Origin of the sequence: Paraburkholderia sp. BR13444 (genome assembly GCF_040948755.1) — a bacterium.
GTDB classification, from domain to species: domain Bacteria; phylum Pseudomonadota; class Gammaproteobacteria; order Burkholderiales; family Burkholderiaceae; genus Paraburkholderia; species Paraburkholderia youngii.
In genome coordinates this window covers 82,582-105,489 of sequence record NZ_JBFPKM010000001.1, presented here as the reverse complement: position 1 = coordinate 105,489, position 22,908 = coordinate 82,582, and the positions used below count along the sequence as shown (strand labels likewise).

The window sequence follows — 22,908 nt, the reverse complement described above, 5'->3', positions numbered from 1 at the left end:
AAGTTTGCCGATTATGGCACGCTCAGGCGATAAATCACGCAAACCTCGCATTCGCGCGCCGCATGTCACGCAAGCGGGTGTCAAATCGAACGCGCGTCCGCATTAATGGACATGATTTGACATCCGTCGGGATCGCCGCGCGCTTCGCACTGCGTATATTTATGCTTCATGGATCGATGTGAACTGCCGGTCTGTTTGCGGCTATGATTGTGCCCCGTGGGCAGCCGTCCGGCAGGCGGCACTCCGGCCCACTCCCACCGGCCAGCGACACCGCCTGACACTCGAACTCCCGGAGGGCATCGAATGGTATTGGCGTGGCTCGTCCTACTTCCATTCATGGCCGCGGCGCTCATCGCGCTCACGAGGCGGCGCGCCGCCGCGCTCAGCACCTGGATCGCGTTCGCGACGGCGCTGTTCGGCTGCGCGCTGCTGCTCAGCGAACGCGTGGGCATGGCCGACCGCGACGTGCTGCAATGGCGCCATCAGTGGGTGCCCGACATCGGCCTCGCGCTGTCGCTGCGTCTCGACGGCCTGTCGTTCATGTTCGCGTTGCTCGTACTTGCGATCGGCCTGCTGATCTTCATTTACGCCAGCTACTACCTCGCCGGCAGCGATACGTTGCCGCGTCTGTACCTGCAGCTTCTGCTCTTCATGGGCGCGATGCTCGGCATCGTGCTGTCGAACAACCTGCTGCTGCTCGTCATCTTCTGGGAACTGACGAGCCTCGTGTCGTTCCTGCTGATCGGCTTCTGGCCATCGCGGCCCGACGCGAGGCGCGGCGCGCGCATGGCGCTCACCATCACCGGCGCGGGCGGGCTCGCGCTGCTTGCGGCGGTGCTGCTGCTCGGCCACGTATGCGGCAGCTATGAGCTGAACGATGTGCTCCCCCAGCTTGGCAAGGTCCAGCACGATCCGCTCTATCCGGCGATTCTGCTGCTCACGCTATTCGCGGCGTTCACGAAGTCCGCGCAGTTTCCTTTCCACTTCTGGCTGCCGCACGCGATGTCGGCACCCACGCCAGTGTCGGCCTATCTGCATTCGGCGACGATGGTGAAGGCCGGCGTGTTCCTGCTCGCGCGCCTCTATCCGGTCTTCGAAGGCACCCACCTGTGGGCGTACACGGCGACGGTGGCCGGGCTTGTCACGCTCGTCGGCGGCGCGGGGATGGCGTTGATCCAGCGCGATCTGAAGGGCCTGCTCGCCTATTCGACCATCAGCCATCTCGGCCTGATCGTGCTGCTGTTCGGTCTCGACACTCAACTGTCGACGGTCGCCGCGCTCTTTCACACGGTCAATCATGCGGTGTTCAAGGCGTCGCTCTTCATGGCGGCGGGCATCGTCGATCACGAAACGGGCACGCGCGATCTGGGCCGTCTGCGCGGCCTGCGCAGGTACATGCCGCACACGGCCTTGCTCGCGAGCGTGGCGTCGCTGTCGATGGCCGGCGTGCCGCTGCTCAACGGCTTTCTGTCGAAGGAAATGTTCTTCGGCGAAACGCTCGCGCAAAGTATGTTCGGGCCGCTGAACCTCGCCGTGCCGGTCATCGCGATCGCGGCGGCGGCGCTGTCCGTGGCGTACTCGCTGCGTTTCGTCTGGGGCGTGTTCTTCGACGGCGAGACGCCGCGCGACCTGCCGCACTATCCGCCGCACGAGGCGCCGCGCTTCATGAGGCTGCCGGTCGAGATCCTGGTGGCGCTGTGCCTGCTGATCGGCCTGTTCCCGCAGCAAAGCATCGGCAGGCTGCTCGAGTCGGCCGCGTGGATCACGCTCGGCGGCAAGCTGCCCGACTACAGCCTGAGCCTGTGGCACGGCGTCAACACACCACTCGTGATGAGCGTGGTGTCGTTCGCGGCGGGCGCGGCGCTCTTTTTCCTGCGCCGCAATACGTTCCGCCACCGTCGCACGGCGCTCACCGAGTTGAACGCGAGCGAGATCTTCGACCGCTTCGTGCAGCGTCTCGAACAGAGCGCCGGCGTGATCGTGCGCGTGTTCGAGACGCGTTCGCTGCCGGCCTACCTCGCATGGCTGATCGCGGCGATGCTGATCGTGCCAGGCGTGCCGCTCGTCGCGCTCGACACGTGGAGCGGCAACTACACGCGCCTGCCACCCGATCCGTTCACGCTTGCCGGCCTCGTGCTGATGGCGTTGCTCGCCGTCGGCGTAGTGCTGGTGCGTGCGCGCACGCTTTATGCACTCGTGATGCTGAGCACCTGCGGGCTGCTCGTGTCGCTTGCCTTCGTGCGCTTCTCCGCGCCCGATCTCGCGCTCACGCAGATCTCCGTCGAAGTGGTCACGATCCTGCTGCTCGTGCTGGCCGTCTATTTCCTGCCCGCGCTGCAACGCGCCGTCGAGCCGCTCCCGGTCCGGCTGCGCAACGGCGTGCTCGCGCTCGCGGGCGGCGCATTGCTCGGCGCCGTGTCGTACAGGATCATGACGAGCGCGCCGCTGGCTGGCATCGCACCGTACTTCCTCGCCAACGCGCTGCCCGGCAGCGGCGGCCACAACGTCGTCAACGTGATCCTCGTGGATTTCCGGGGCTTCGATACGATGGTCGAAATCAGTGTGCTCGTAGTCGCAGGGCTCGCCGTCAAGGCGCTGCTGCGCGGGCTGCGCCTGAAGTCGCCCGAGGCGGGGCCGGACGGCCGGCCGTGGTCGTCGCAATCGCATCCGCTGATGCTGGCGATCCTCGCGCGACTGATGCTGCCGCTCACCGTGCTCGTCGCCGTGTTCGTGTTCCTGCGCGGCCACAACCTGCCCGGCGGCGGCTTCATCGCGTCGCTGATCGTCTCGATCGCGCTATTGCTGCAGTACGTCGCGAGCGGGGTGCTGTGGACGGAGTCGCGCATCCACCTGAACTACCGCGCGCTCGCGGGCCTCGGCATTCTGATCGCCGCGGCCACGGGGCTCGGCAGCCTCGCGTTCGGCCAGCCGTTCTTGACCAGCGCGTTCGGGCATCTGCACGTGCCGCTGATCGGCGAAATCGAACTGTCCACGGCGATGCTGTTCGATCTCGGCGTGATGGGCGCGGTGGTCGGCACGACGCTCACGATCGTTTCGCACCTCGGCGTGCGCGACAAGGACATGCAGTCCGTGGAGAAAAGCTGATGGAAGCCGCTTTTGCCGTCGCGATCGGCGTGCTTTGCGCGTGCGGCATCTACCTGCTGCTGTGCGCGCGCGTGTTGCCGGTGATTCTCGGCATCACGCTGTTCTCTTATGCGATCAACCTGTTCCTGCTCGGCATGGGCCGGCTCGCGATCGGCAAACCAGCGGTCATTACGGCGGGGGCGCAATACGTCGACCCGGTGCCGCAGGCACTGGTGCTGACGGCTATCGTGATCGGCTTCGCGATGACGGCCTTCACCGTGGTGCTCGCGCTGCGCTCGTTCGCGAGCACGGGCAACGATCACGTCGATGGCGAGGAGACGCGCGGCGAATGAACCACGTCCTCCTGCTCCCGATCCTGATTCCGCTCTTTTCCGCTGGCGTGATCGTCGCGCTGCCGCTGCGCGTTCAGCGCCTGCAGCGTGCACTGAACGCGCTCGCCATCATTTCGCTGCTGCCCGTCGCGTGCCTGCTGATGGCGCGCGCCGCGCAAGGCGAGATCGCCAGCTACGCGCTCGGCGCATGGCCCGCACCGTTCGGCATCGTGCTGGAACTCGACCGGCTCGGCGCGCTGATGCTGGTGCTCACCGCCGTGCTCGCGGTCTGCTGCCTGCTCGGCACATCGAGCGAGGACGCGAGGCGCGGCCGCTATTTCCGCGCGCTGTTCCAGTTCGAGCTGATAGGTCTGAACGGTGCCTTCCTCGCGGGCGATCTCTTCAACCTGTTCGTGTTCTTCGAGCTGCTGCTGATCGCGTCGTACGCGCTGCTGCTGCATGGTGGCGGCGCGCGACGGGTGCGCCACGGACTGCACTATCTGTTGCTGAACCTGGTCGGCTCGTCGTTCTTTCTTGTCGCGATCGGCGTGCTCTACGGCGTCACGGGCACGCTGAACATGGTCGACATGGGTGAACGTCTGGCGCGGCTCGACCCCGACACGCTGCCGCTCGCGCAGTTCGCGGGCGCGACGCTGATGCTGGTGTTCGGCCTCAAGGCCGCCGTGTTTCCGATGTCGTTCTGGTTGCCGCAGGCCTACCGCAGCGCCATCGGCCCGGTGGCCGCGCTGTTCGCGATCATGACCAAGGTCGGCATCTACGCGATGCTGCGCTGCGACGCGCTCGTATTCGGCGCAGCGGGCGGCGTGCTCGATGCGTTCATGCATCAGTGGGCATGGTGGCTCGCGATCGCGACGATCGGGTTCGGCGCGCTGGGTGCGCTGGCGGTGTCGAGTCTCAAGACCACGACGGGCTATCTCGTGCTGGTTTCGGTGGGGCTGCTGATCGCGGCGATCGCGCAACAGACGCCGCTTGCATGGAGCGCGCTGCTCTACTACCTGATCAGCACGACGCTCTGCACAGGGGCGCTGTTCCTGCTCGCCGACACGCTCGAACCCGAGCAAGCTCCGACCGCGCATGCCATCCAGCCAGCCGTTTCCACCGATGCCGATGCCGATACCAATGCGATCGAGCCCGGCTCCCTCGAAGCTCTCGACGACGCGGCCGCGGCGGTCTTCTCGCCCGACCCCGACGGCGAGGCGGTGGCGACGCAGGCGCGCGTGCAGCCGCCGCTGGTCGAAACGACCGGCGCGCTCGCCGCGCTAGCCGCAGAACCGGCTCGCGCCGAAGCCGAAGCTCCGCCCGACGCGGCCTCGCGCACGCGTGCACCGTGGCCGTCGAACCTTGCCGCGCTGCTCTATCTGATCGCCGCGGTGGGTGCCGCTGGCTTGCCGCCGCTGTCGGGTTTCCTCGGCAAGGCGATGGTGCTGGCCGCGACGCCGACCGGCGCGGCAGGCGTGCTGTGGCCGGCCGTACTGTTGTCGGGCCTGCTGTCGATCGTCGCGCTGAGCCGCACGGGCACGCGCCTGATGTGGGCTGCGCCGGCCGCGCGCGCCGCCGAAGGCAAAGAGGAGCACGCGCCGCGCGGCAGCAACGCGAAGCTCGCCGCCTGCGCGGTCCTGCTCGGCTGCGTCGTGGCCATCACGCTCGGCGCGGGCGCGGTACGGCACTATCTCACCGATACCGCCGCGCAGCTATTCGATCGCGCCGCCTATGTGCACGCGATCCTGCCCGCGCCGCGATCTTCGCCACCGGCGGCCGCCGCGACCGCGGCCGACGCTCAGGGGAACTGACGATGCTGAAAAGGCTCTTCCCCCACCCGTGGCTCACCGTGTTGCTGATCATCTGCTGGGTGCTGCTGATGAACGACGTCTCGCCGGGCAATCTGCTGCTCGGCGCCGTGCTCGGCTGCGTGATCTCCTTTCGCGTCGCCGAAGGCTTGTGGCTGCGGCCGATGCGCTTCGGCCGGCCGCGGCTGCTCGTGCGTCTCGCCTGGCATGTGTTGGTCGACATCATCGTGGCCAACGTCGAGGTCGCACTGCTCGTGCTCGGCCCGATCAGGCGGCTGCGCCCGGCGTTCATCGAAGTGCCGCTCGACAGCACCCACGAAATCGCGCTCACGGTGCTCATCAGCGTGGTCTCGCTGAGCCCCGGCACGCTGTGCGCCGAACTCAGCGACGACCGCACGCGCCTCACCGTGCACGTGCTCGACCTCGACGATGAAGCGGCGCTCATCGCGCTGATCAAGTCCCGTTATGAAGCCCCTTTGATGGAGATCTTCGCATGCTAGCCATCGTGATTCCGATCTCGCTCGCGATCCTCGGCATCGCGTTCCTGCTCACGCTGTGGCGCCTCGTGCGCGGTCCGTCGCTGCCCGATCGCATCGTCGCGCTCGACACGCTGAACATCAATGCGATCGCGTTGATCGTCGTGTACGGCATCAGCCTGCGCTCGACGGTTCTCTTCGAGGTGGCGTTGCTGATCGCGGTGATGGGTTTCGTGGGCACCGTCGCGCTCACCAAGTACCTGCAGCGCGGCGACATCATCGAACTCAACTAGCGTGAGGTATGCCGATGGAAACCTTTGTCGAAGCGATCGTTTGTTTGCTGTTGCTCGTCGGCAGTCTGTTTACGCTGATCGGGGCGCTCGGGCTCGCGCGACTGCCTGACTTTTTCATGCGGCTGCACGGTCCGACCAAGTCGACCACGCTCGGTGTGGGTGGCATCGTGCTCGCGTCGGTGGTGTATTTCAGCGCGCATAACAACTTCGCGAGCCTGCATGAGTTGCTGATTCCGGCGTTCCTGTTTCTTACCGCGCCGATCAGTGCACATATGCTGGCCAAGGCTGGAACCCAGCAGGGGGTGCCGCTGTGGCGGGCGACGCGGGGGCGTCCACCTGCCACGGGGGCGAGTGCAAACCGGGGGGATACGGGGGACCTGCGTGAGAACGACGAGAGGTGAGGCTTGCCGGGCGTCGCGCTTCTCGTGACGATCCGCGCGACATCAGTTGCCAGCATGCCACGGGCAGGCTACCGCCACCGACGCCCTTCCCGACATCCGTATTCGAGGAAGTGCGCCGCGGGATCTGCATTGGCTGCCGCGACGTCGGGATTGAGTTGCAGGTAGACCGCGGGATCGAAGTCCGCTGGGAGTTTCGGCCTCGCGTAAGGCTCGAACGCATCAGGCATGCTGCGTTCGATCACGGCATGCTCGACCTCGACTCCAGAATAAATGTTGGGCTGTACGAAACCCGTGCTGGCATCCTTGATCTGTCGGTAGTAGGTCTGACCGAACGCCGGGTCAGATACCACAGGGGTGTAGTACACGCAGTTTTCGAAGTAATAGTGCGTGACCTGACTCCAACGGGTGCGGGTTGGATCGGATTGCTTCGAGCCGCCATGCAGCAGGTTCGAAGCCCAAATCAGTGCTTGCCCCTTCCGGGCGTGGAACGTTACCGGCGCGATTCCCGCTTTGCTGATCAACTGCTTCCAGAGGTTCAGGTATTGAGCGTAGTGGGCCGTCGGCTTGTGCTGCGTCGCGGAGCAGACGCCCATATGCTCGTTCACATAGGTCGGAAACTTGTGACTGCCCGGATAGTATTCGAGCGCGCCATTGGTGCTGTCCACGTCCTCGAGGGCGACCCATACGCCGCACATGAAGCGCTCGGGAACGCACGAAAAGTGTATGGCGTCGTTGTGGATAGCCTGCTGGGTTCCGACAGGAAAGTTCAAGGTCTGAAATGGGATGGCGCGGCGCCCGTAGAGCTGGAAAAGAAGATGAAGAATCTGTGGATTGGAGGCCAGCGATCTCACGTCCGCGTCGCTCTCCCACGCGTCCTGCACTCTCATGCCGTCATTTTTATACCAGAGCTCGTCGCGCCAGTGATCGAAATCAAACCTTCCATGAAATTTCGATTTGATTCGCTCCGCGCGAGCGTCGAACTCGGCATCTGGAAAATCGATAATCGCGAAGCCATTCTCACGCAGCTGTCTGGCCACACGTAAAACGTTTTCAGATGCCTCCTTCTGGGCGAATAGCTCGTCAAAGAACGGCGATTCGACATCGGGAACGCCTGGCAACGGATTCACGAACGTAGTATTCATGTTGGGTATCGGCAATGTTTATGTTGCGAATGACCACCGCCGCAGTCTAGCACGTTGGTTTTGCCGCACCACCGTTCCCTTGTCGTCACTATGCGCAGCGCCGCTCGCGACCGGGCCATCACGCTCGTCAATCGCTAAGCATCGGCAAACGCATGTGTTTGACTCGGCGGTCGCGCCACGCGATAAGCGTTAGGCGATTCGCCAAACTCCTTTCTGAACTCGCGGCCAAGGTGAGAAGCGTCCGAAAAGCCGCACGAGGAAGCAATGTCAGCGACCGTGCGGTCCGAACTGGTAAGCAGCCACGACGCCATTCGTATCCGAATCTGTCGTGCATACGCCTGGGGCGACTTGCCTGTCTGCGCCGTAAACAGACGTTCGATCTGACGGACCGACATCTCGAGACGTCGCGCCAGTTCAGCCATGCAAAGCGGCTGCCCGATGTGCTGCTCCATCAGCAGGATTGCGCGCCTTACTTTGGGATGCGTCGCCGGTTCGAGCCCCGGTGGGTATGGCTGGGGGGCGTTTCCCTTTTGTGCATCATCGACGAGCATGATACGCAGCGCCTTTTGTACGATCGTCGCCTCAAAATGTCGCAGCAAAATAGCTGCGGCAACGTCGATGGAAGCGCGCCCGCCCGAGCACGTAATGCGGCGTCGGTCGATGACGAAGAGCCGGTCGGCAACGAGATTGCGTTCGTCCACGCCAGGAAAACGCTCGACGAAGTCCCAATAGTGAAACCAGCTCACACACATTCGATATCCGTCCATCACCTCGGCGCGCATCAATGCAAACACCCCGGTGCAGATTCCGACCAGCGTCGCTGATGTTGCCGCTGCATCATGAATGAACTGAATCGTGGCTTTGCTTGCGGGCGGTCCCGAGTGCAACAATCCACCGACGACCACGACGTAATCGAAGGACCCCGCCTCATCGAAAGTCGTCCACGGCGTTACCTGAATTCCGCAGCTTGCTCTGACTGGAACCAGCGACTCCCCGACGATGGTCCACGAACAGCGAACGTGTCTGCTCATGTCGCTTTCATCGCTTGCCAACCTGAGCACATCCACGAACCCGGAAAATGCGGTTAACGTGAAGTTGGGCAGCAGCACGATTCCAAAGCGAAGTGGCCGCGTGGCACTGACTTTGGGGCTGATTGGATCGTTAAACATGAACTGCCTGCATTAATGCTTGCTGAGTTGGCCGCGACCATCGTGCAACGACGTTCGCACGTTCCGCGACCGAGATCCGCACGCCTTATTTCGTCGTTTCGGCCTCGACGCCTCGCCATTCGCGCATCATTGCGCCCACTTCCTCCCCGAGCCATGCGCGGAACTGAAGATATTCCGGACGAAGCTTTGCGTTCTTGTGCGTTATCAAGTAATGATGCCGGTCGTGAAATTCGAGCGCGTTTTGTACCGGACGAACCAGTATCCCTTGCTCGACCTGGCGGTGAACGAGGTGATGCCAGCCAAGCAGAGTGCCCTCGCCAGCTTCAGCTTGCGATACCAGAAGTCGATAGTCGTTGCTTTCCAGGCGTTCGTTCTCGACCAGTTTGTCCGGACCATCACCTTCCTGAAACCAGTTTCGCCACACGGACCAGTCGACGTGTTCGCAAATCTGGGCTCGCCCCAACAACGAAAGATTGAGCGTGGCGTGCGACAGAAGGTCCAGCGGTTTCACGTACCTGCCTTGAAAATGACGCTCGTAAAACGACTGGCTGCAGACCGGATACACGACATCATGAAAGAGCGGCTCGGTTTCGTATTCCGGTTCGCGTGGCGGATTCTTGGTGATGATGATATCCGGTTCCATCAGATCATCGAGTTCCATGAAATGCTCCGTCACCATCACGTGCAACCGGATGTCTGGAAAGCGCTTGCGGAACGAGGGCAGCCTGAACGACAGCCATAGCGCCGAGAAAGTGTGCGAAACGCACAGCGTCAGCGCATGTTTGTCGGTCCGGCGTACCGCCTGTGCCGCCTCGGCGATGTTCATGATGGACAGATAGGACGCGTTGTACAGAATGCGCCCCGCGTCCGTGAGCGCGATGTGCCTTCCCGTGCGCTCGAACAGCGCAACTTCGAGCGAGTCTTCGAGTTCCTTGATTTGTCTGCTGATTGCCGCCTGCGTAACACACAGCACCTCGGCTGCCTGTGTGAAGCTTTCGTATCGAGCGGCCGTGACGAAGCATTTGAGCGCCCGTAAAGACGGCATCTGAGTGAGCAATCGGTCGGCAAACACCTGTTTCTTTTGCATGGCTATCACCCTGTGAAGCGGAAGCGCCCGGGCGGCCTGAAGATAGCGCCGTGAACGCCGCGCACTGCCCCTGACAGTGCGTCGAACCCACGTCCGAGCCAAAGCGCTCTCGCGCAGAAATGGTTTGTGAGTCTTCGGGTTAGCTGACGAGGGCAGGCAGCAAATGTCAGCCGCCCCATCTGTCTATATTACGCTTCGCGGCTGCCTGCTACGCGTGCCCCTGGATTCGCTTCAGCACCCCATCAAGTGCGTCCTTGTACAGGTCGCATGCCCCTCGACGACTGCGTTCGCTGTGCATCTGCTCATTGTTGCCGCCCGGTGTCATGCTTTGCGCGACCATCGCTGAGAACGGTTGTTTCGTCTGGACGGATTCAATCCAGCTTCAGCCAGGTGGTCTTCAGCTCGCAATACTGGTCGTGCGCATAAACGGACTTGTCACGACCACCGAAGCCGGATTGCTTGAAGCCGCCGAATGGCGTCGACAGATCGCCTTCGCCGAAGCAGTTCACCGTCACCGTACCCGCGCGGATACGAGCGGCAATCTTGTGCGCGTGATTGACGTTGTCGGTCCACAGCGATGCGGCCAGTCCGTAGCACGTATCGTTGGCAATCCGCACCGCTTCGTCGACATCAGCGTATTCGATAAAGCAGACGACAGGACCAAAGACCTCTTCGCGTGCGATGCTCATCTCCGGCGTGACGTTATCGAAGATGGTCGGCTCGACAAACCATCCGCCCGCGCCAGTGCGAGTGGCCTTGCCGCCACAAACCAGGCGCGCCCCTTCCGACTTCGCCTTCTCGATGTGCGCGAGCACTTTTTCATAGTGCTTTTCTTCAATCAGAGCGCCGAGCTTAACCTCGGGGTCGAGCGGGTCGCCCGTCTTCCATCCTTCGAGAACGGCCTGTACCTTTTCGAGCAACCGCGCCTTGGTGGCAGACGGGACGAGAATCCGCGAGCCCGCGCTGCAGTTCTCGCCCATGTTCCAGAACGCGGCGGCCACCGCCTGCTCAGCAACGGCATCGAGATTCGCGACGTCGGGAAGCACGACTTGCGGGTTCTTGCCACCGCATTCCAGCACGACCCGCTTCAGGTTGGTGTCGGCGGAATAGCGAAGGAATCGCTTCCCCGTTTCCGTCGAGCCGGTAAACGCAACGAGGTCGACGTCGGCATGTCTGCCCAATGCCTCGCCTGCGCTTTCGCCGAAGCCGGTAACGACGCTAAACACACCCGCAGGCACGCCGGCTTGCAACGCCAGGTCCGCGATGCGCAACGTGGATAGAGACGTCTGCTCCGCGGGTTTCACGATGACGCTGTTGCCGACCGAAAGCGCCGGACCAATTTTCCACGCGAGCATCAGCGCCGGGAAGTTCCACGGCAACACTGCGCCCACGACTCCAATCGGTTCACGGGTAATCATGCTCACGACGCTCGCGCCCGACGGCGACAGCGCGTCGTATCGCTTGTCGGTGAGTTCCGCGTGCCAGCGGATGCATGCCGCCGACTCCGGAATGTCCAGTCCCATGCATTCGCTGATTGGCTTGCCGGCCTCGAGCGCCTCGAGAAGCGCCAGCTCTTCGGCGTTTTCCTCAATCAGTTGCGCGAGACGCAGAAGCACTGCTTTTCGCTCTGCGGGTGCTGCCTTTGACCATACTCCGGACTCGAACGCATCCCTCGCCGCCACGACTGCCCGGTCGATATCTTTCGATTCGCACTTCGCAATCCCGGCCAGTACTTTTCCCGTCGACGGATTCAAGGTCTGGAATGTCTCGTTCGATGCCGCCGGACATCGTTGCCCGCCGATAAACGCTCGTCCGTCCAGCGACAAGTTCTCTGCCCTTTGCTTCCATTCCTGATAGGTCGTCATGTCCTGTCCTCACAGATTTAAAGCTCGGCCCCCGCCGAAAATTCCTTCACCCAGATAGCCGCGGTGACAGCGACGTCGGCAATGGGACGAACCGGCAGCGAGCGCGGATGCGGTTGATTCAATAGCTGGTGAACCAGGTCGTTGTCGTGACCGAGTGCGTATTCGGCGATCAGCTTCCCTGACGCGGAGCCCCTGCTCAGACCCAGACCATTGCACCCGACGGCTTCGAAAACACCATCGCCACGGCGCCCAAAAAGTGCCCCGTTGTTGACCGACAGACACAGCGGCCCGCCCCAGGTGTACTCGAGCTCAACGTCCTTCAGCATCGGAAAGCGCCGCTCGAACGAGCGTTGATGCAGATTCTTCGCCTTCGCGAGATCAGCTTCCGACAACTCGAGGCCGGGCCGGAACGCGAAATGATTGCGAACGCAGATGCGGTCGGTAATCAGACGCCGTACAGTCGAACCCATCGGGTCGGCCGGAATCAGTGCCCATGAGCGCGTGCCGCCCAGTTGCCGCACTTCGTCCGGCGTCATCACACGGGTCATCGACGCAAACGTGTATACGGGCAACAGACCGTTCGGATGCCCGCCGAATGTCGCCGCGTAGGCATTGGTGCAACGAATCACGCGCTTCGCCACGATTTTCCCTGCGGCAAAGCTCAAGACTTTGTTCGACCCCTCGTCCTCGATTCCCTTCACCGCGCTGAGCTCGAAAACCTTCACATTTGCCGGCAGAGTCGCGGCAAGGCCACGCATCAGGGCTGCCGGCTGGACCGTGCTGCATCCTGGCGTGAAGAGCGCTCCGTGGTAAAACCCGGTGCCAGTCACCTTCGCGATGGCGGCTTCATCGAGCCATTCAAAGTCTTCACCGATGCGAGCGAGTCCGTCGGCGAAGTGAGTCAGTGCCGCGTGACCCTTCCTGTTCACCGAAGCATGGAATTTGCCGTCATCTCGCCAGTCGCAGTCGATGCCGTGTTGCTTCACCACCGACCGTACGTAGTCGATACCGTGGCGTTGCAGTCGAATATCCGCCTTGTCCGCCTCAACGCTTCGCGAGTAGCTTTCGCTGCTGATGTCATGCGGCAGGTCGACGAAGAACCCAGAATTGCGTCCGGCCGTGGTGCGCCCAATACGGTCGGCCTCGACGAGTGCTATCGAGGCGGCGGGCTCCAATTCAGCCAGCCGCCGGGCAGCGCATAGCCCCGTGATTCCACCGCCGATAATCACCCAGTCGAATCGCCGTTCAGACGAGACGGTATCGGCGGGGCGAGGCGGCGGCAGACTTTCCCACCACCCGTTCACCCCATCCGGAGCCGGGAAGCGCGCGAATTCCAGGTTCGAGGCCATGAACGTTACTGCGCGTCGCGCAACAGGGGTTGAACCAGCCTGGAGAACGCGCTGCGCTCGTCTTCCGATAACGTGCCGAGCGGCGCCCGGGCGACACCAACAGGCATACCTGCCAGCTCACATCCGTATCGAACGTATTGAATAAACTTCCCGCTGCGCTCCAGCAGTTCGAGCACAGGCAGCAGTTGGGCCATTAGCTTGCGGCCGGATTCGAAGTCATTGCGCTTTACGCACGCATCGAACAGCGCGGTGTGAGCTTCCGGCAGGAAGTTGGACGCGCCTCCGACCCAGCTCTTTACGCCCCAAACGAAGAACTCGAGCGCCTGATCGTCCATGCCGCAGCTCAGCACCAGCCGGTCGCGGAAGTGCGTGGCAAGGTGATGCAAATGCGAAATATCGCCGGTGCTCTCCTTCATCGCGACGAAGTTCGGGCGCTCGAGCAGCTTTTCCAGCACGGCATCGCCAATATCCGTTCCCGTGCGGGCCGGGAAGTTATAAAGCATGATCGGCATGTCGAGACTGTCGTCCACCTTCAGCATGTGGGTCAGCAGTTCTTCCTGCGTCGGCTGGGCGTAGTACGGCGCGGCAAGCAGCAATGCAGGCAGACCTGCGCGCTTCGCTTCCTGCCCGAGGCGAATGACTTCATTCGTCGTAGTCGCGTTGATGCCGGCCGTCAGATACGTTTTGCCGCCTGCTGCTTCTGCTACGGTGTTGAACGTCCGGACACGCTCGTCGAAACTGAGCGCGTAGTATTCGCCCGTGGTCCCGCCGACTCCCAGACCCGCGACACGCCCCGCCAGCTTGGCCGCATGCTTGCCGAGCAATTCGTAATTGATTTCGCCGTCCGCCTTGAACGGCGTAACCAGCGGTGTATGTACTCCCTCGAAGCTCATGTTGGTTCTCTCTTCAAATAAGGAATGGCAACGTTTTCCGACGACTTGTCGAAGTCATTTCGCTCTCTTGTGGATTAAACGAGCGCGTCCGCATGTGAGTAAATCGGGAACTGGTCGCAGAGGTCTCGCACGCGGCCGCGCACAGCACGCTCGACCCGTTCGTCGCCGTCGGGCGCTTGTTCGAGTGCGGCCAAAACCTCCAGAATCATGTGTCCAACCTGCTCGAACTGTTCGGTCCCAAAACCGCGAGTGGTACCTGCAGGTGTGCCAAGCCGGATTCCCGAAGTGACGGTCGGGTTCTCCGTGTCGAATGGAATACCGTTCTTGTTGCAGGTGATGCCCGCACGCTCGAGTGCCTTTTCAGCCTGCGTACCGGTCAGGCGCTTCGAGCGCAAATCCACGAGCAGCAGGTGGTTGTCCGTTCCACCCGTCACGAGGTTCAGGCCACCCGACTTGAGAACGTTGCCGAGCGCATGCGCGTTACGCAACACCCGGTCGATATACGCCGAGAATTCCGGACGAAGCGCTTCGCCGAATGCCACCGCTTTACCCGCGATGACGTGCATTAGCGGACCACCTTGCAGGCCCGGGAATACGGCCGAATTGATTTTCTTCGCAATGTCGCCGTGGTTCGTCAGGATGAACCCGCCTCGCGGACCGCGAAGCGTCTTGTGGGTAGTCGACGTCACCACATCGGCCAAACGAATAGGATTCTCGTGCCGGCCGGCTGCAACGATGCCCGCGATGTGCGCCATATCGACCATCAGTAGCGCGCCAACGCTATCGGCAATCTCGCGGAATTCAGCGAAATCCAAAGCGCGTGGATAGGCCGAATAGCCCGCGATAATGAGCTTAGGACGGTGCTCTTGCGCGAGCCGCCGGACCTGCTCGTAGTCGATGCGGTACGTATCCGGGCTTACGCCGTACTGGACGGCGTTGAACCATTTGCCGGACAGTGCCGGGCGGGCTCCGTGCGTCAGGTGGCCGCCCGCATCGAGCGACATGCCCATCACGGTGTCGCCCGGCTTCACGAGCGCCAACATCGCAGCGCCGTTCGCCTGCGCTCCCGAATGAGGCTGCACGTTCGCGTATTCGGCTTCGAACAGGGCTTTGACGCGGTCAATGGCGAGCGCTTCCACCCTATCCACGTGCTCGCAGCCGCCGTAATAGCGTTTCGACGGGTATCCCTCGGCGTACTTGTTGGTCAGCACGGTACCCTGCGCTTCCATCACCGCAGCCGAAACGATGTTTTCGGACGCAATTAGTTCGATCTGCGTTTGCTGTCGGCGCAACTCCAACGCAATTTCTGATGCGATAACCGGGTCGCGGCTCTGGAGGGTTTCAGCAAAAAAGCGTGAGTTTTCGTTCACGTGTTCACTCCGGATCAAATCGTTTGAAGCAAGACTTGCAAGTACGACAGTTGACGCGGGCAATGGCCGACTCGCCGCGAACGAGACGGACTCCACTCGTTCCCGGCGAAATCGCGTTTTGCCTACTGCTGCAACCAGTCCTTCAGCTTGTCAGGATGTGCGTCGACGAATTTCTTCGCTGCGCTCGCATAGTCGTTCGTGGTATTGCCTTCGTACTCGATCGATTCGACGTCGGCGAGCGTTAGCTTGAAATGCTTGAAGAAGACATCAGCACGGGGATACCTGGTTGCGAACTGTTTGGACGCGAAGGCGTGAACCTGCTCCTCGCCACCCAAGGTGCCTTTCGGGTCCTTCAGATAACGCATCTGCCACTTCTGGAAAAGCCAGTGGGGACTCCACACCGTCGCAACCACCCATTGCTTCGACTGGTAGGCTCGCGAAACGCCAGCGAGCATGCCGGCCTCACTCGATGACTGCAGGTTGTAGCCGTTGAGGTCGTAGCCCTTGATGGTCTTTTCGGACGCCTGCATCAGGCCACCGCCCGGCTCGATGCCGTCGATCGTCCCATTCAGCCTGGCTTTGACGTCCGGCTTGTTGAGGTCGGAAATGGACGACAGTGCCGACTCGGGAACGTACGCAGGCACGGCCCAGCCGTTCTTGCCTCCCGTGTAGATGACGCCGACATCATCCATATCGTTCTTGTACCTCGCGTAATAGGCCGCGTGGGTGACCGGCAGCCATCCTCCCACCATGATGTCGAGGTCGCCACGCGCGACGCCCTGATACTGAATCCCGATATCGGCCTGCACAAACTTGACCGGCTGCTGAAGCCTGGTCTCGAGCACGTATTTGGCCACGTTCGCAACGGCCAACACGTCTGCCCAGTTTGTTACTGCCATCTTGATTGGTTCGGCCCCGACGGCAGACCCAGCGCCGACGCTCATGGCAACGACTGCCGATATCGCTACTTTCGCAATAAGCGACTTGAGCAGATGGCTTTTCATATCGCACTCCTACGTGAAGAGAAAATCATTTGAATATTCGATGGACTCGGCTAAACGACGGGCCCGGTACTTAACCTCGATACTGCCTTTGCTGATCGCACCGCACCGGCCGTGCAATCCGCTGCAACAGGTGGTTTCCGTCAGGTGCGAGCCGCGGCGCCTGTGCCGGCTTTTGCTGCTCGCCCGCTGCGTTTTGCTTTCTTCGCCTTCATGCCGAAGCTTTCGGTCAGGCGGTCGAGCACGATGGCAAGCAATACGACTCCGAGGCCACCTTCGAAGCCGATCCCGATGTCGAGCCGTTGAATGCCGCTCAGCACATACTCGCCCAAGCCACCGGCGCCAATCATCGATGCGATGACGACCATCGAAAGCGCCATCATGATGGTCTGGTTCACGCCGGCCATGATGGACGGCAGCGCGTTCGGCAACTGGATTTTCCAGAGAAGTTGCATGTCCGTGCTGCCAAAAGAGCGCCCTGCCTCCAGCAACTCTTCCCGCACCTGCCGGATACCCAGCGTGGTGAGACGCACGACGGGCGGCATGGCAAAAACGACAGTGGCAATCACGGCTGGAACACGTCCCAATCCGAACAGGATGACGGCCGGAATCAGATAGACAAAGGCAGGCATCGTCTGCATGAAATCGAGCAGTGAGCGCAAGACCACTTCTACCCTCTTGTTTCTTGCCCCCCAGATGCCCAGTGGCACACCAACGACCAGACTGAAGAATGTTGCGGCAATAACGAGCGCGAGCGTGGAGACGGTTTGAGTCCACAGTCCCATGTAATGGATCGCCGACAGCGCAATGCCCACGAACACCGCAAACACGATGCCGCGCCGCCATAGCGCGAAAGCCACGAAGATGACGAGCATGGCGACGAAAGGGATGGCGCCTAGTCCGTCCTCCAACAGCTTGACCACTGCTCCTAGCGCCGCAGAGAATGCGTCGAAGCCGCCCCGGAAATGCTGAAAGAGAAAATTGACGGCGTCTTCCGCAAACTTGCCGATGAGTGACGAATTCATGCTGCCCTCCGTTCCATAACCTGCTTCAGTATCGTCCGGCAGGACACCACGCCTGCGAGCTTTCCGGCCGTATCAGTGACGGGTACGTCGTGTTCCTGACTCAATGCGATGGACGCGAGCTCGTGCAAGTCCGCATCGAGTGAAACCGCATTCACATCGCGGAGCAGCGCGTCCCGTACCGGACGCGTACCCGCCTTGTGAAGTGATGCTGGCGTGACACAGCCCTGATATCGACCTGCCCCGTCGCATACATAGCCGCATTCCATGCCGCTATCGATGAGATGATTGAGGTAACGCTCAGCGGACGTGCCGATGTCGCAAGACAGCAGCCTTCGGTCTACCCCGGTCATCAGCGTGGAAGCCCTGAGAAAGCGGGAGACGTCGACATTGCGGAAGAAGTCCCGCACGTAGGCGTCTACAGGCGACTGGATAAGCTCGGCAGGTGTGCCGACCTGAATCAGACAGCCGTCCTTCATGATGCCAATCCGGCCGCCAATCTTGATGGCTTCCTCGATGTCGTGCGAAATGAAGACGATGGTCCGCTGTTCTTCCTTCTGTAGCCGCAAAAGCTCGTTCTGCATTTCGAACCGTATCAGCGGATCGAGTGCCGAAAACGCCTCGTCCATTAGAAGCACCGAAGGATTCACCGCCAGTGCACGTGCAAGGCCGACGCGCTGCTGCATGCCGCCGGACAATTCGCTGGGAAGCAGCTTTTCGTATGAGCCGAGACCGACTCGCGTCAGCGCGGCACGCGCGATTTCGTACCGTTCGGCCCTCTTCTGACCAGCGACCTCGAGTCCGTACGCGATGTTGTCGAGCACCGTGCGGTTCGGCAGAAGCGCAAACGACTGGAACACCATCGCCATCTTTTTGCGGCGAACTTCGCGCAGTTCCGAGGTGGACATCGGTGCGATGTCGCGGCCTTCGAGAACCACCTGGCCGGACGTGGGTTCAATGAGGCGGTTGAGCAGTCGAACCAGCGTCGATTTACCGGAACCCGACAGGCCCATCACCACGAAGATCTCGCCCGCCTTGACGGTGAGACTGACGTTATTGACTGCAACCATGTTACCGGTCTTTTCGAAAATTTCGTTCCGACCGAGACCTTGCTTCACGAGGTCAGCGGCACGCTCTGGCTTCGGCCCGAAGATTTTCGACAGATTCTTGACCGAAAGAATATCGGTCCCGGAGACTGCGATTGGTTTCGCTGCGGCAGAAGCGTCTTCCGCGTTGATTGCACCGGGATGGACTACGTCTCCTGGTGCGAACGTCAGGTTTTGGGCCATTCTGTCATCTCAACTGGCAGGTTCAAAAAATTGAAGCGCGTGACGTATCGACCTTTGCAGGGCCGCCACTTGCGTATCTCGCTTCTTTTAGCCGCCTCCGAGCCAGTTTCATCGCAGAAGTGCGAATGCAAGAGCCGAAAGCAAACATCGCAACGAAGCCCAGTTGAACGAAACGCTATTTTTCGGGTAGGACGCAGAATAATCATGCGCCGTCATCGCGTTCAAGGGTGCCTAATGCATGTATTGCAGAGTAGCGCGTCAAATTGCACTACCCAGCTACATTTTCTGGGTACTTTTCCATACCTTTGGTAATGGGGCGCTTTTGTGTAGTTTTCGCAGAAAAGCGCGACTGCACGTGGAATTCGTTTGAAGTCAAAGCGGGCTTGGGTTTGCGGCTGACCATTGGCGGCAGAAGGAACAATCCGAACATTCGAAGCTTACAAAGCTTGGGGCGCCGTATAGGGAATGTCCTAGGTCCATCGCAATCCTGCGTAACTTGCCTATCGAAAAACTGATGGAACGGAACGCGAGCAGAAAAAGTGCGACGAGCGAATCGTCCCCCGAAAGGGAGGGATTCCAGCCCCCGCAAATCTCACTACGATGGTTAAGACCGGGAGGGTGTCATGGACAATCTGTTTTTTCGCCGCGTTCTGCTGGTCGAAGACGAAGGGCTAACGCGCTCGGCGATGAAAAGCCTGATCCTCAGTTCGGAGCCGACGCTCGATATCGATGAAGCCGGCAGCTATGAGGAAGCCGTCGAACGGTTGCAGCGCGACGCTTATGACCTGATCTTTCTCGACTATCAGCTAGGGCGCGAGCACACCGGGCTCGAGTTGTTACATTGGGTGCAGCAGCAGGAACTGTCGTTACACGTCGTGATGCTCTCCGCGCGCGACGATCGCGAAACGGTGCTCGACTGCATCAAGAATGGCGCGGGCGGCTTCATTTCCAAAGCCAGCGAAGAAGGCGGCGCGGTGTTTCGCGAGGCCCTGCAAACAATTCTTAATGGACGTGTGTACCTGCCCAATAGCGTGCTCGGCAAAGGCGGACACACACCACAAGCGCCGGCGCCCAGCAAAGGCATTCCGATCGACTCGCTGAATCTGCCGCCGCGACTCGCGCAGACCTTGCGCTACGTGCTGCATGGACTATCGAACAAGGCGATCGCGCGAAAAATGAGCATCACGGAGAACACCGCGAAGGAGTACATCAGCGATCTGTTGAGCCGCTTCAACGTATCGCGGCGCACGTTCCTGATCGTCGAGATGGCGCGCCGCGGTATCGAGATTCCCACCGCCGCGCAAGCATCGGCCAGCTGAGGCGCTGGTTATACGCAAGCGCTGTGCGCGACTGCTAAACGACACTGCGTTGACGGCTGGCCAGTTCGACCATGCGCGCCGCCAGCGTATCAGCGGAAAGCGGCTTGCTGAGAATGCAACGCTCCGGTAAAAGGCCCTGCGCATTGATGCCGGCCTCGCCGGTAATGACGAGGCACGGCACCGGCCGCGGCAATTGCGCCGCGATCAAATGGACCACGTCGTGCGCCGTGTGACGCTCGGGCAGCCGATAGTCGGTAATCACGAGATCGGGCAAGCGTTCGATCGTATGCGCCAGGATCTCCAGTTCAGCGAGTGAATTCGCGGAATCGAACAACACGCCCCACTGCCCGAACAAGGCCTCGGTCGACGCGCGCACCAGCCTGTCGTCTTCGACCAGCAGAATATACAGGCCGCGCAACGAAGCCCGCGAAGGCGCGACGTCCGTAATCGGTACGGTCACTTCGGTGCCGGCTTGCGCAACCGGCAAACGAATTGAAAACCGCGAGCCTTTGCCCTCGATCGACTTGAACTCCATCCGGTGACCTTCCATCAGCGACACCGCGGCATTCACGATCGATAGCCCGAGGCCCAAGCCTTTTTCCCGATCGCGTTCGGGATTGCTGATCTGCACGAAGGGTTGGAAAATCGCGTCCCAATGCTTCGACGCGATACCGATGCCGTTGTCGACGACATCGACGCGCACGTAATTTCGCATGCGCACGATCGCGACGATGACGGCGCAACGTCCGGCCTTCTCGCGATCCGCGTATTTGATGCCGTTTGAAACGAGGTTGCTCAGCACGCGCGGAATCCAGTCAGCGTCGGTCCTGACCATCGCGCAGTTGCGGCCGCCGCGCGAGTAGCGCAGCTTCACGCCGAGACTCGCCGCGAACGGCTTCAGTTGCTCGACGACATCCTGCGCGACGCGGTCCAGATCGACACTCGAATAGCTCGGTTTGACGTGGCCCGACTCGAGCTTCGACAGATCGAGCACGGCATTGAAGAGTCGCGCACTCAGCGCCGAAGCCTTGCGTGCATCGCCTATAAGTGCGGTAGAAGTTTCGATGTCGTGCTTCGCAAGCGCCTCGTCGGCAGCCGCGAGGAACATGTTCAGCGCGTGCATTGGCTGCCGCAGATCATGCGCCGCCGCCGCGAGAAAGCGCGATTTGGCGCGGCTCGCCTGCTCGGCGGCTTCTTTCTGCTGCTCGCGCAACGCCATCAGCGCATCCGAGCGCGTCTGCTGCTCGCGCCGCGCCTGCTCCAGATCCTGATGCTTGCGCGCGAGTTCCACATTGGCACCTTGCAACGCGCCATTGCTGTGTGCAAGCGCCTGCACTGCGAGATAGCGATCGCGCACGTGCCGCTCGGCATTCACATTCACGCTATGTCCGATCACTACGACGTTGGCGATGTAGAACATGCCCGCCCAGAACAGATCCGGATCGATTCCCTGCGTAACGAGTTGGGCCAGCAGGATCGCGGCGGTTGCGCCGAGCGTCAGCAGCAACGTCGCCTTTGCGCGCAAGCGCAGAAAACCGAATTGATAGAACAGAATCAGGTAGAAGCCGACGAAGAAGTGGGTGTAGTTGAAGGGCCGTGGTGCGAGAAAGGTCTGCACGGTCAGGCAGACGAACATGACCGCCATCCCGGACAGCATGACTCGATGCGCAGTCTCATCGCGCACGAACGTCGGGCGGAACGACAGCACGATTGCGGCCGTTGCGGCGAGCGTGCCCGCGACGCGGAAAAAGAAGATCTCGACGAAGTACGGCCGGAATGCCTCGTTGTGGCGCGCAAGACTGATCTCCCACCAGCCGAAGCACGTCCACACGAGCGTGCCGAGAATGATCGCCGCGCGGCGGAAATCGGCGAAACCGCGTCCGTATTCGATGGTGAACTGGCGCTCGACCTCGGGATCGGCGAAACGCGCGGGCCAGCACAGTGTCTCGACGAGCCGCGCGATGAAGGTCGCGAGCGCGGGCTGCTGTTGCAGGCGTTTCCAGGCAGAAGCCTGCGGCAAGCTGAACAGGTTCATCGTCGTGGATCGCGATCGGCGCTGGCCGGGCGCGTTGATGAAGGTAGCTCAATCATTCTAGGTCGCGCGTTCCCTCCTAACAATCCGCGCATCGGCAACCGCCGCGCGGCGCAGGCGATTCCCCGGTTTTCCTCATATGGAAGCGGCTGTCGAGCACGGCCAGGGCCGAGCGCTCTTTGCATCGATGCTTCGCGATGATCGCTCATTGGGCGTGCAAGCGATCTCCGCGTGACCTACCTGCAATTGAAACGGCTCCGCTTGGGGGGAGACGGTCCCCCCGGAGGGTGGGTTTTGCTCGACGATGGTTCGGGCGATAGTGAAGCTCATCGAGAGACGGCCGCTCCTCGACCGAACGTACCGGTTGACACCCTCAACAGCACGAATGGACGACCCCTACAGCGCGGCCAGCAAGGAGGTACTTAACATGAAAAGCCCTCGTATCAAACGCGCGATGTTCGCCTTCGCAGCACTCATGACCCTCGAAGCTGCGTGCCGCATGGTTTTGGCTGCTACGCCCGTAGAGGGTGTCGTCATGGCGGGTGCGGATGCATCGGTGACGGCGAACATGGACTCCCACGGCTCCCAGCCTGCGGACGTCAACGGAGGCCCGCTTACCCTGACGCTGCAAACACCGTCAGGGGGAACGTCGCGGCTCACTTACGTCAATGAAGACGGTTGGCGGCTTGAAGAGCGCGCCGTGCCATTGAAACACGACGAAGCGCGAATCACTCCCGCGTCGACTGAGCGACAACAGGAGGTAGCAAAAGCAGAGCGGCCCATGACCGTTTTCATCGACGGTCCCTCGGGCTTCACTTATGTTTGGGTAGCGGAGCAGGGATGGAAGTTTGTCGGGCGATTGTCCGACCGGAATCGATGATCGATAACGCGGGCATCAACACGCAAGCGCGATGGGCGTTCTGCTTGATCGTTACGCGCTGGAGGCCGTGCTACAAGAAGAAGTCAATGGCTGACC

The 22,908-nt window shown here is 61.4% G+C and carries 19 protein-coding genes; 8 read left to right on the top strand and 11 right to left on the bottom strand.

Annotation, left to right across the window (positions count from 1 at the left end; genetic code table 11):
- Positions 1-303: 303 nt before the first annotated feature.
- The 6 genes from AB3X95_RS00495 to AB3X95_RS00470 are packed head-to-tail and all read left to right on the top strand — an operon-like array spanning position 304 to position 6,394.
- A complete protein-coding gene (locus tag AB3X95_RS00495) occupies positions 304-3,105 on the top strand; it encodes a monovalent cation/H+ antiporter subunit A (protein WP_368620408.1) in 2,802 nt (933 codons plus the stop codon).
- Positions 3,105-3,437, top strand: coding sequence for a Na+/H+ antiporter subunit C (locus tag AB3X95_RS00490; protein WP_184225532.1), 333 nt, complete (start codon positions 3,105-3,107; stop codon positions 3,435-3,437). Before AB3X95_RS00495 ends, AB3X95_RS00490 begins: the two co-directional genes overlap by 1 nt.
- Positions 3,434-5,227, top strand: coding sequence for a monovalent cation/H+ antiporter subunit D (locus AB3X95_RS00485; RefSeq protein WP_368620407.1), 1,794 nt, complete (start codon positions 3,434-3,436; stop codon positions 5,225-5,227). Before AB3X95_RS00490 ends, AB3X95_RS00485 begins: the two co-directional genes overlap by 4 nt.
- A 2-nt stretch (positions 5,228-5,229) precedes the next feature.
- Positions 5,230-5,724: a Na+/H+ antiporter subunit E gene (locus AB3X95_RS00480; RefSeq protein WP_176123430.1), complete on the top strand. Its 495-nt coding sequence runs from the start codon at positions 5,230-5,232 to the stop codon at positions 5,722-5,724.
- Positions 5,718-5,993 carry a K+/H+ antiporter subunit F gene (locus AB3X95_RS00475; RefSeq protein WP_008922284.1) on the top strand — a complete coding sequence of 92 codons (276 nt, stop codon included), beginning with the start codon at positions 5,718-5,720 and terminating at the stop codon, positions 5,991-5,993. Before AB3X95_RS00480 ends, AB3X95_RS00475 begins: the two co-directional genes overlap by 7 nt.
- A gap of 8 nt (positions 5,994-6,001) precedes the next feature.
- Positions 6,002-6,394, top strand: coding sequence for a Na+/H+ antiporter subunit G (locus AB3X95_RS00470; protein WP_176123431.1), 393 nt, complete (start codon positions 6,002-6,004; stop codon positions 6,392-6,394).
- A 68-nt stretch (positions 6,395-6,462) separates the two neighbouring features.
- Here AB3X95_RS00470 and AB3X95_RS00465 read toward each other — a convergent pair whose 3' ends face one another.
- The 10 genes from AB3X95_RS00465 to AB3X95_RS00420 form a co-directional block, all read right to left on the bottom strand.
- Positions 6,463-7,536, bottom strand: a complete 1,074-nt coding sequence (locus tag AB3X95_RS00465; RefSeq protein WP_184225530.1) for a phytanoyl-CoA dioxygenase family protein — start codon at positions 7,534-7,536, stop codon at positions 6,463-6,465.
- Between the two features lie 134 nt (positions 7,537-7,670).
- Positions 7,671-8,705 carry a GlxA family transcriptional regulator gene (locus tag AB3X95_RS00460; protein ID WP_368620406.1) on the bottom strand — a complete coding sequence of 345 codons (1,035 nt, stop codon included), beginning with the start codon at positions 8,703-8,705 and terminating at the stop codon, positions 7,671-7,673.
- A gap of 85 nt (positions 8,706-8,790) precedes the next feature.
- On the bottom strand, positions 8,791-9,792 hold the full coding sequence (locus AB3X95_RS00455) for a LysR substrate-binding domain-containing protein (protein WP_176110615.1): 1,002 nt from the start codon (positions 9,790-9,792) through the stop codon (positions 8,791-8,793).
- A 371-nt stretch (positions 9,793-10,163) separates the two neighbouring features.
- Positions 10,164-11,657, bottom strand: coding sequence for an aldehyde dehydrogenase (locus tag AB3X95_RS00450; protein WP_368620405.1), 1,494 nt, complete (start codon positions 11,655-11,657; stop codon positions 10,164-10,166).
- 17 nt (positions 11,658-11,674) lie between these two features.
- Positions 11,675-13,006: an NAD(P)/FAD-dependent oxidoreductase gene (locus AB3X95_RS00445; RefSeq protein ID WP_368620404.1), complete on the bottom strand. Its 1,332-nt coding sequence runs from the start codon at positions 13,004-13,006 to the stop codon at positions 11,675-11,677.
- A 5-nt stretch (positions 13,007-13,011) separates the two neighbouring features.
- Positions 13,012-13,899 (bottom strand): dihydrodipicolinate synthase family protein, encoded by an 888-nt coding sequence (locus AB3X95_RS00440; protein WP_368620403.1) that lies wholly within the window; start codon positions 13,897-13,899, stop codon positions 13,012-13,014.
- 74 nt (positions 13,900-13,973) lie between these two features.
- A complete protein-coding gene (gene glyA, locus AB3X95_RS00435; RefSeq protein WP_368620402.1) occupies positions 13,974-15,269 on the bottom strand; it encodes a serine hydroxymethyltransferase in 1,296 nt (431 codons plus the stop codon).
- A 122-nt stretch (positions 15,270-15,391) separates the two neighbouring features.
- Positions 15,392-16,273 carry a glycine betaine ABC transporter substrate-binding protein gene (locus AB3X95_RS00430; protein WP_368620401.1) on the bottom strand — a complete coding sequence of 294 codons (882 nt, stop codon included), beginning with the start codon at positions 16,271-16,273 and terminating at the stop codon, positions 15,392-15,394.
- A gap of 140 nt (positions 16,274-16,413) precedes the next feature.
- Positions 16,414-17,295 (bottom strand): proline/glycine betaine ABC transporter permease, encoded by an 882-nt coding sequence (locus AB3X95_RS00425; protein WP_176123438.1) that lies wholly within the window; start codon positions 17,293-17,295, stop codon positions 16,414-16,416.
- Positions 17,292-18,581: a glycine betaine/L-proline ABC transporter ATP-binding protein gene (locus tag AB3X95_RS00420; RefSeq protein WP_176368764.1), complete on the bottom strand. Its 1,290-nt coding sequence runs from the start codon at positions 18,579-18,581 to the stop codon at positions 17,292-17,294. Before AB3X95_RS00420 ends, AB3X95_RS00425 begins: the two co-directional genes overlap by 4 nt.
- Positions 18,582-19,204: 623 nt before the next feature.
- Between AB3X95_RS00420 and AB3X95_RS00415 the strand changes: the two genes are divergently transcribed.
- Entirely contained in the window at positions 19,205-19,900 is a 696-nt protein-coding gene (locus AB3X95_RS00415) for a response regulator transcription factor (protein ID WP_176123440.1), read from the top strand.
- A 34-nt stretch (positions 19,901-19,934) separates the two neighbouring features.
- Here the strand turns inward: AB3X95_RS00415 and AB3X95_RS00410 are convergent, their stop codons facing one another.
- Positions 19,935-21,935 carry a hybrid sensor histidine kinase/response regulator gene (locus AB3X95_RS00410; RefSeq protein WP_368620400.1) on the bottom strand — a complete coding sequence of 667 codons (2,001 nt, stop codon included), beginning with the start codon at positions 21,933-21,935 and terminating at the stop codon, positions 19,935-19,937.
- A gap of 424 nt (positions 21,936-22,359) precedes the next feature.
- Between AB3X95_RS00410 and AB3X95_RS00405 the strand changes: the two genes are divergently transcribed.
- Positions 22,360-22,812 carry a hypothetical protein gene (locus AB3X95_RS00405; RefSeq protein WP_368620399.1) on the top strand — a complete coding sequence of 151 codons (453 nt, stop codon included), beginning with the start codon at positions 22,360-22,362 and terminating at the stop codon, positions 22,810-22,812.
- Positions 22,813-22,908 lie beyond the last annotated feature (96 nt).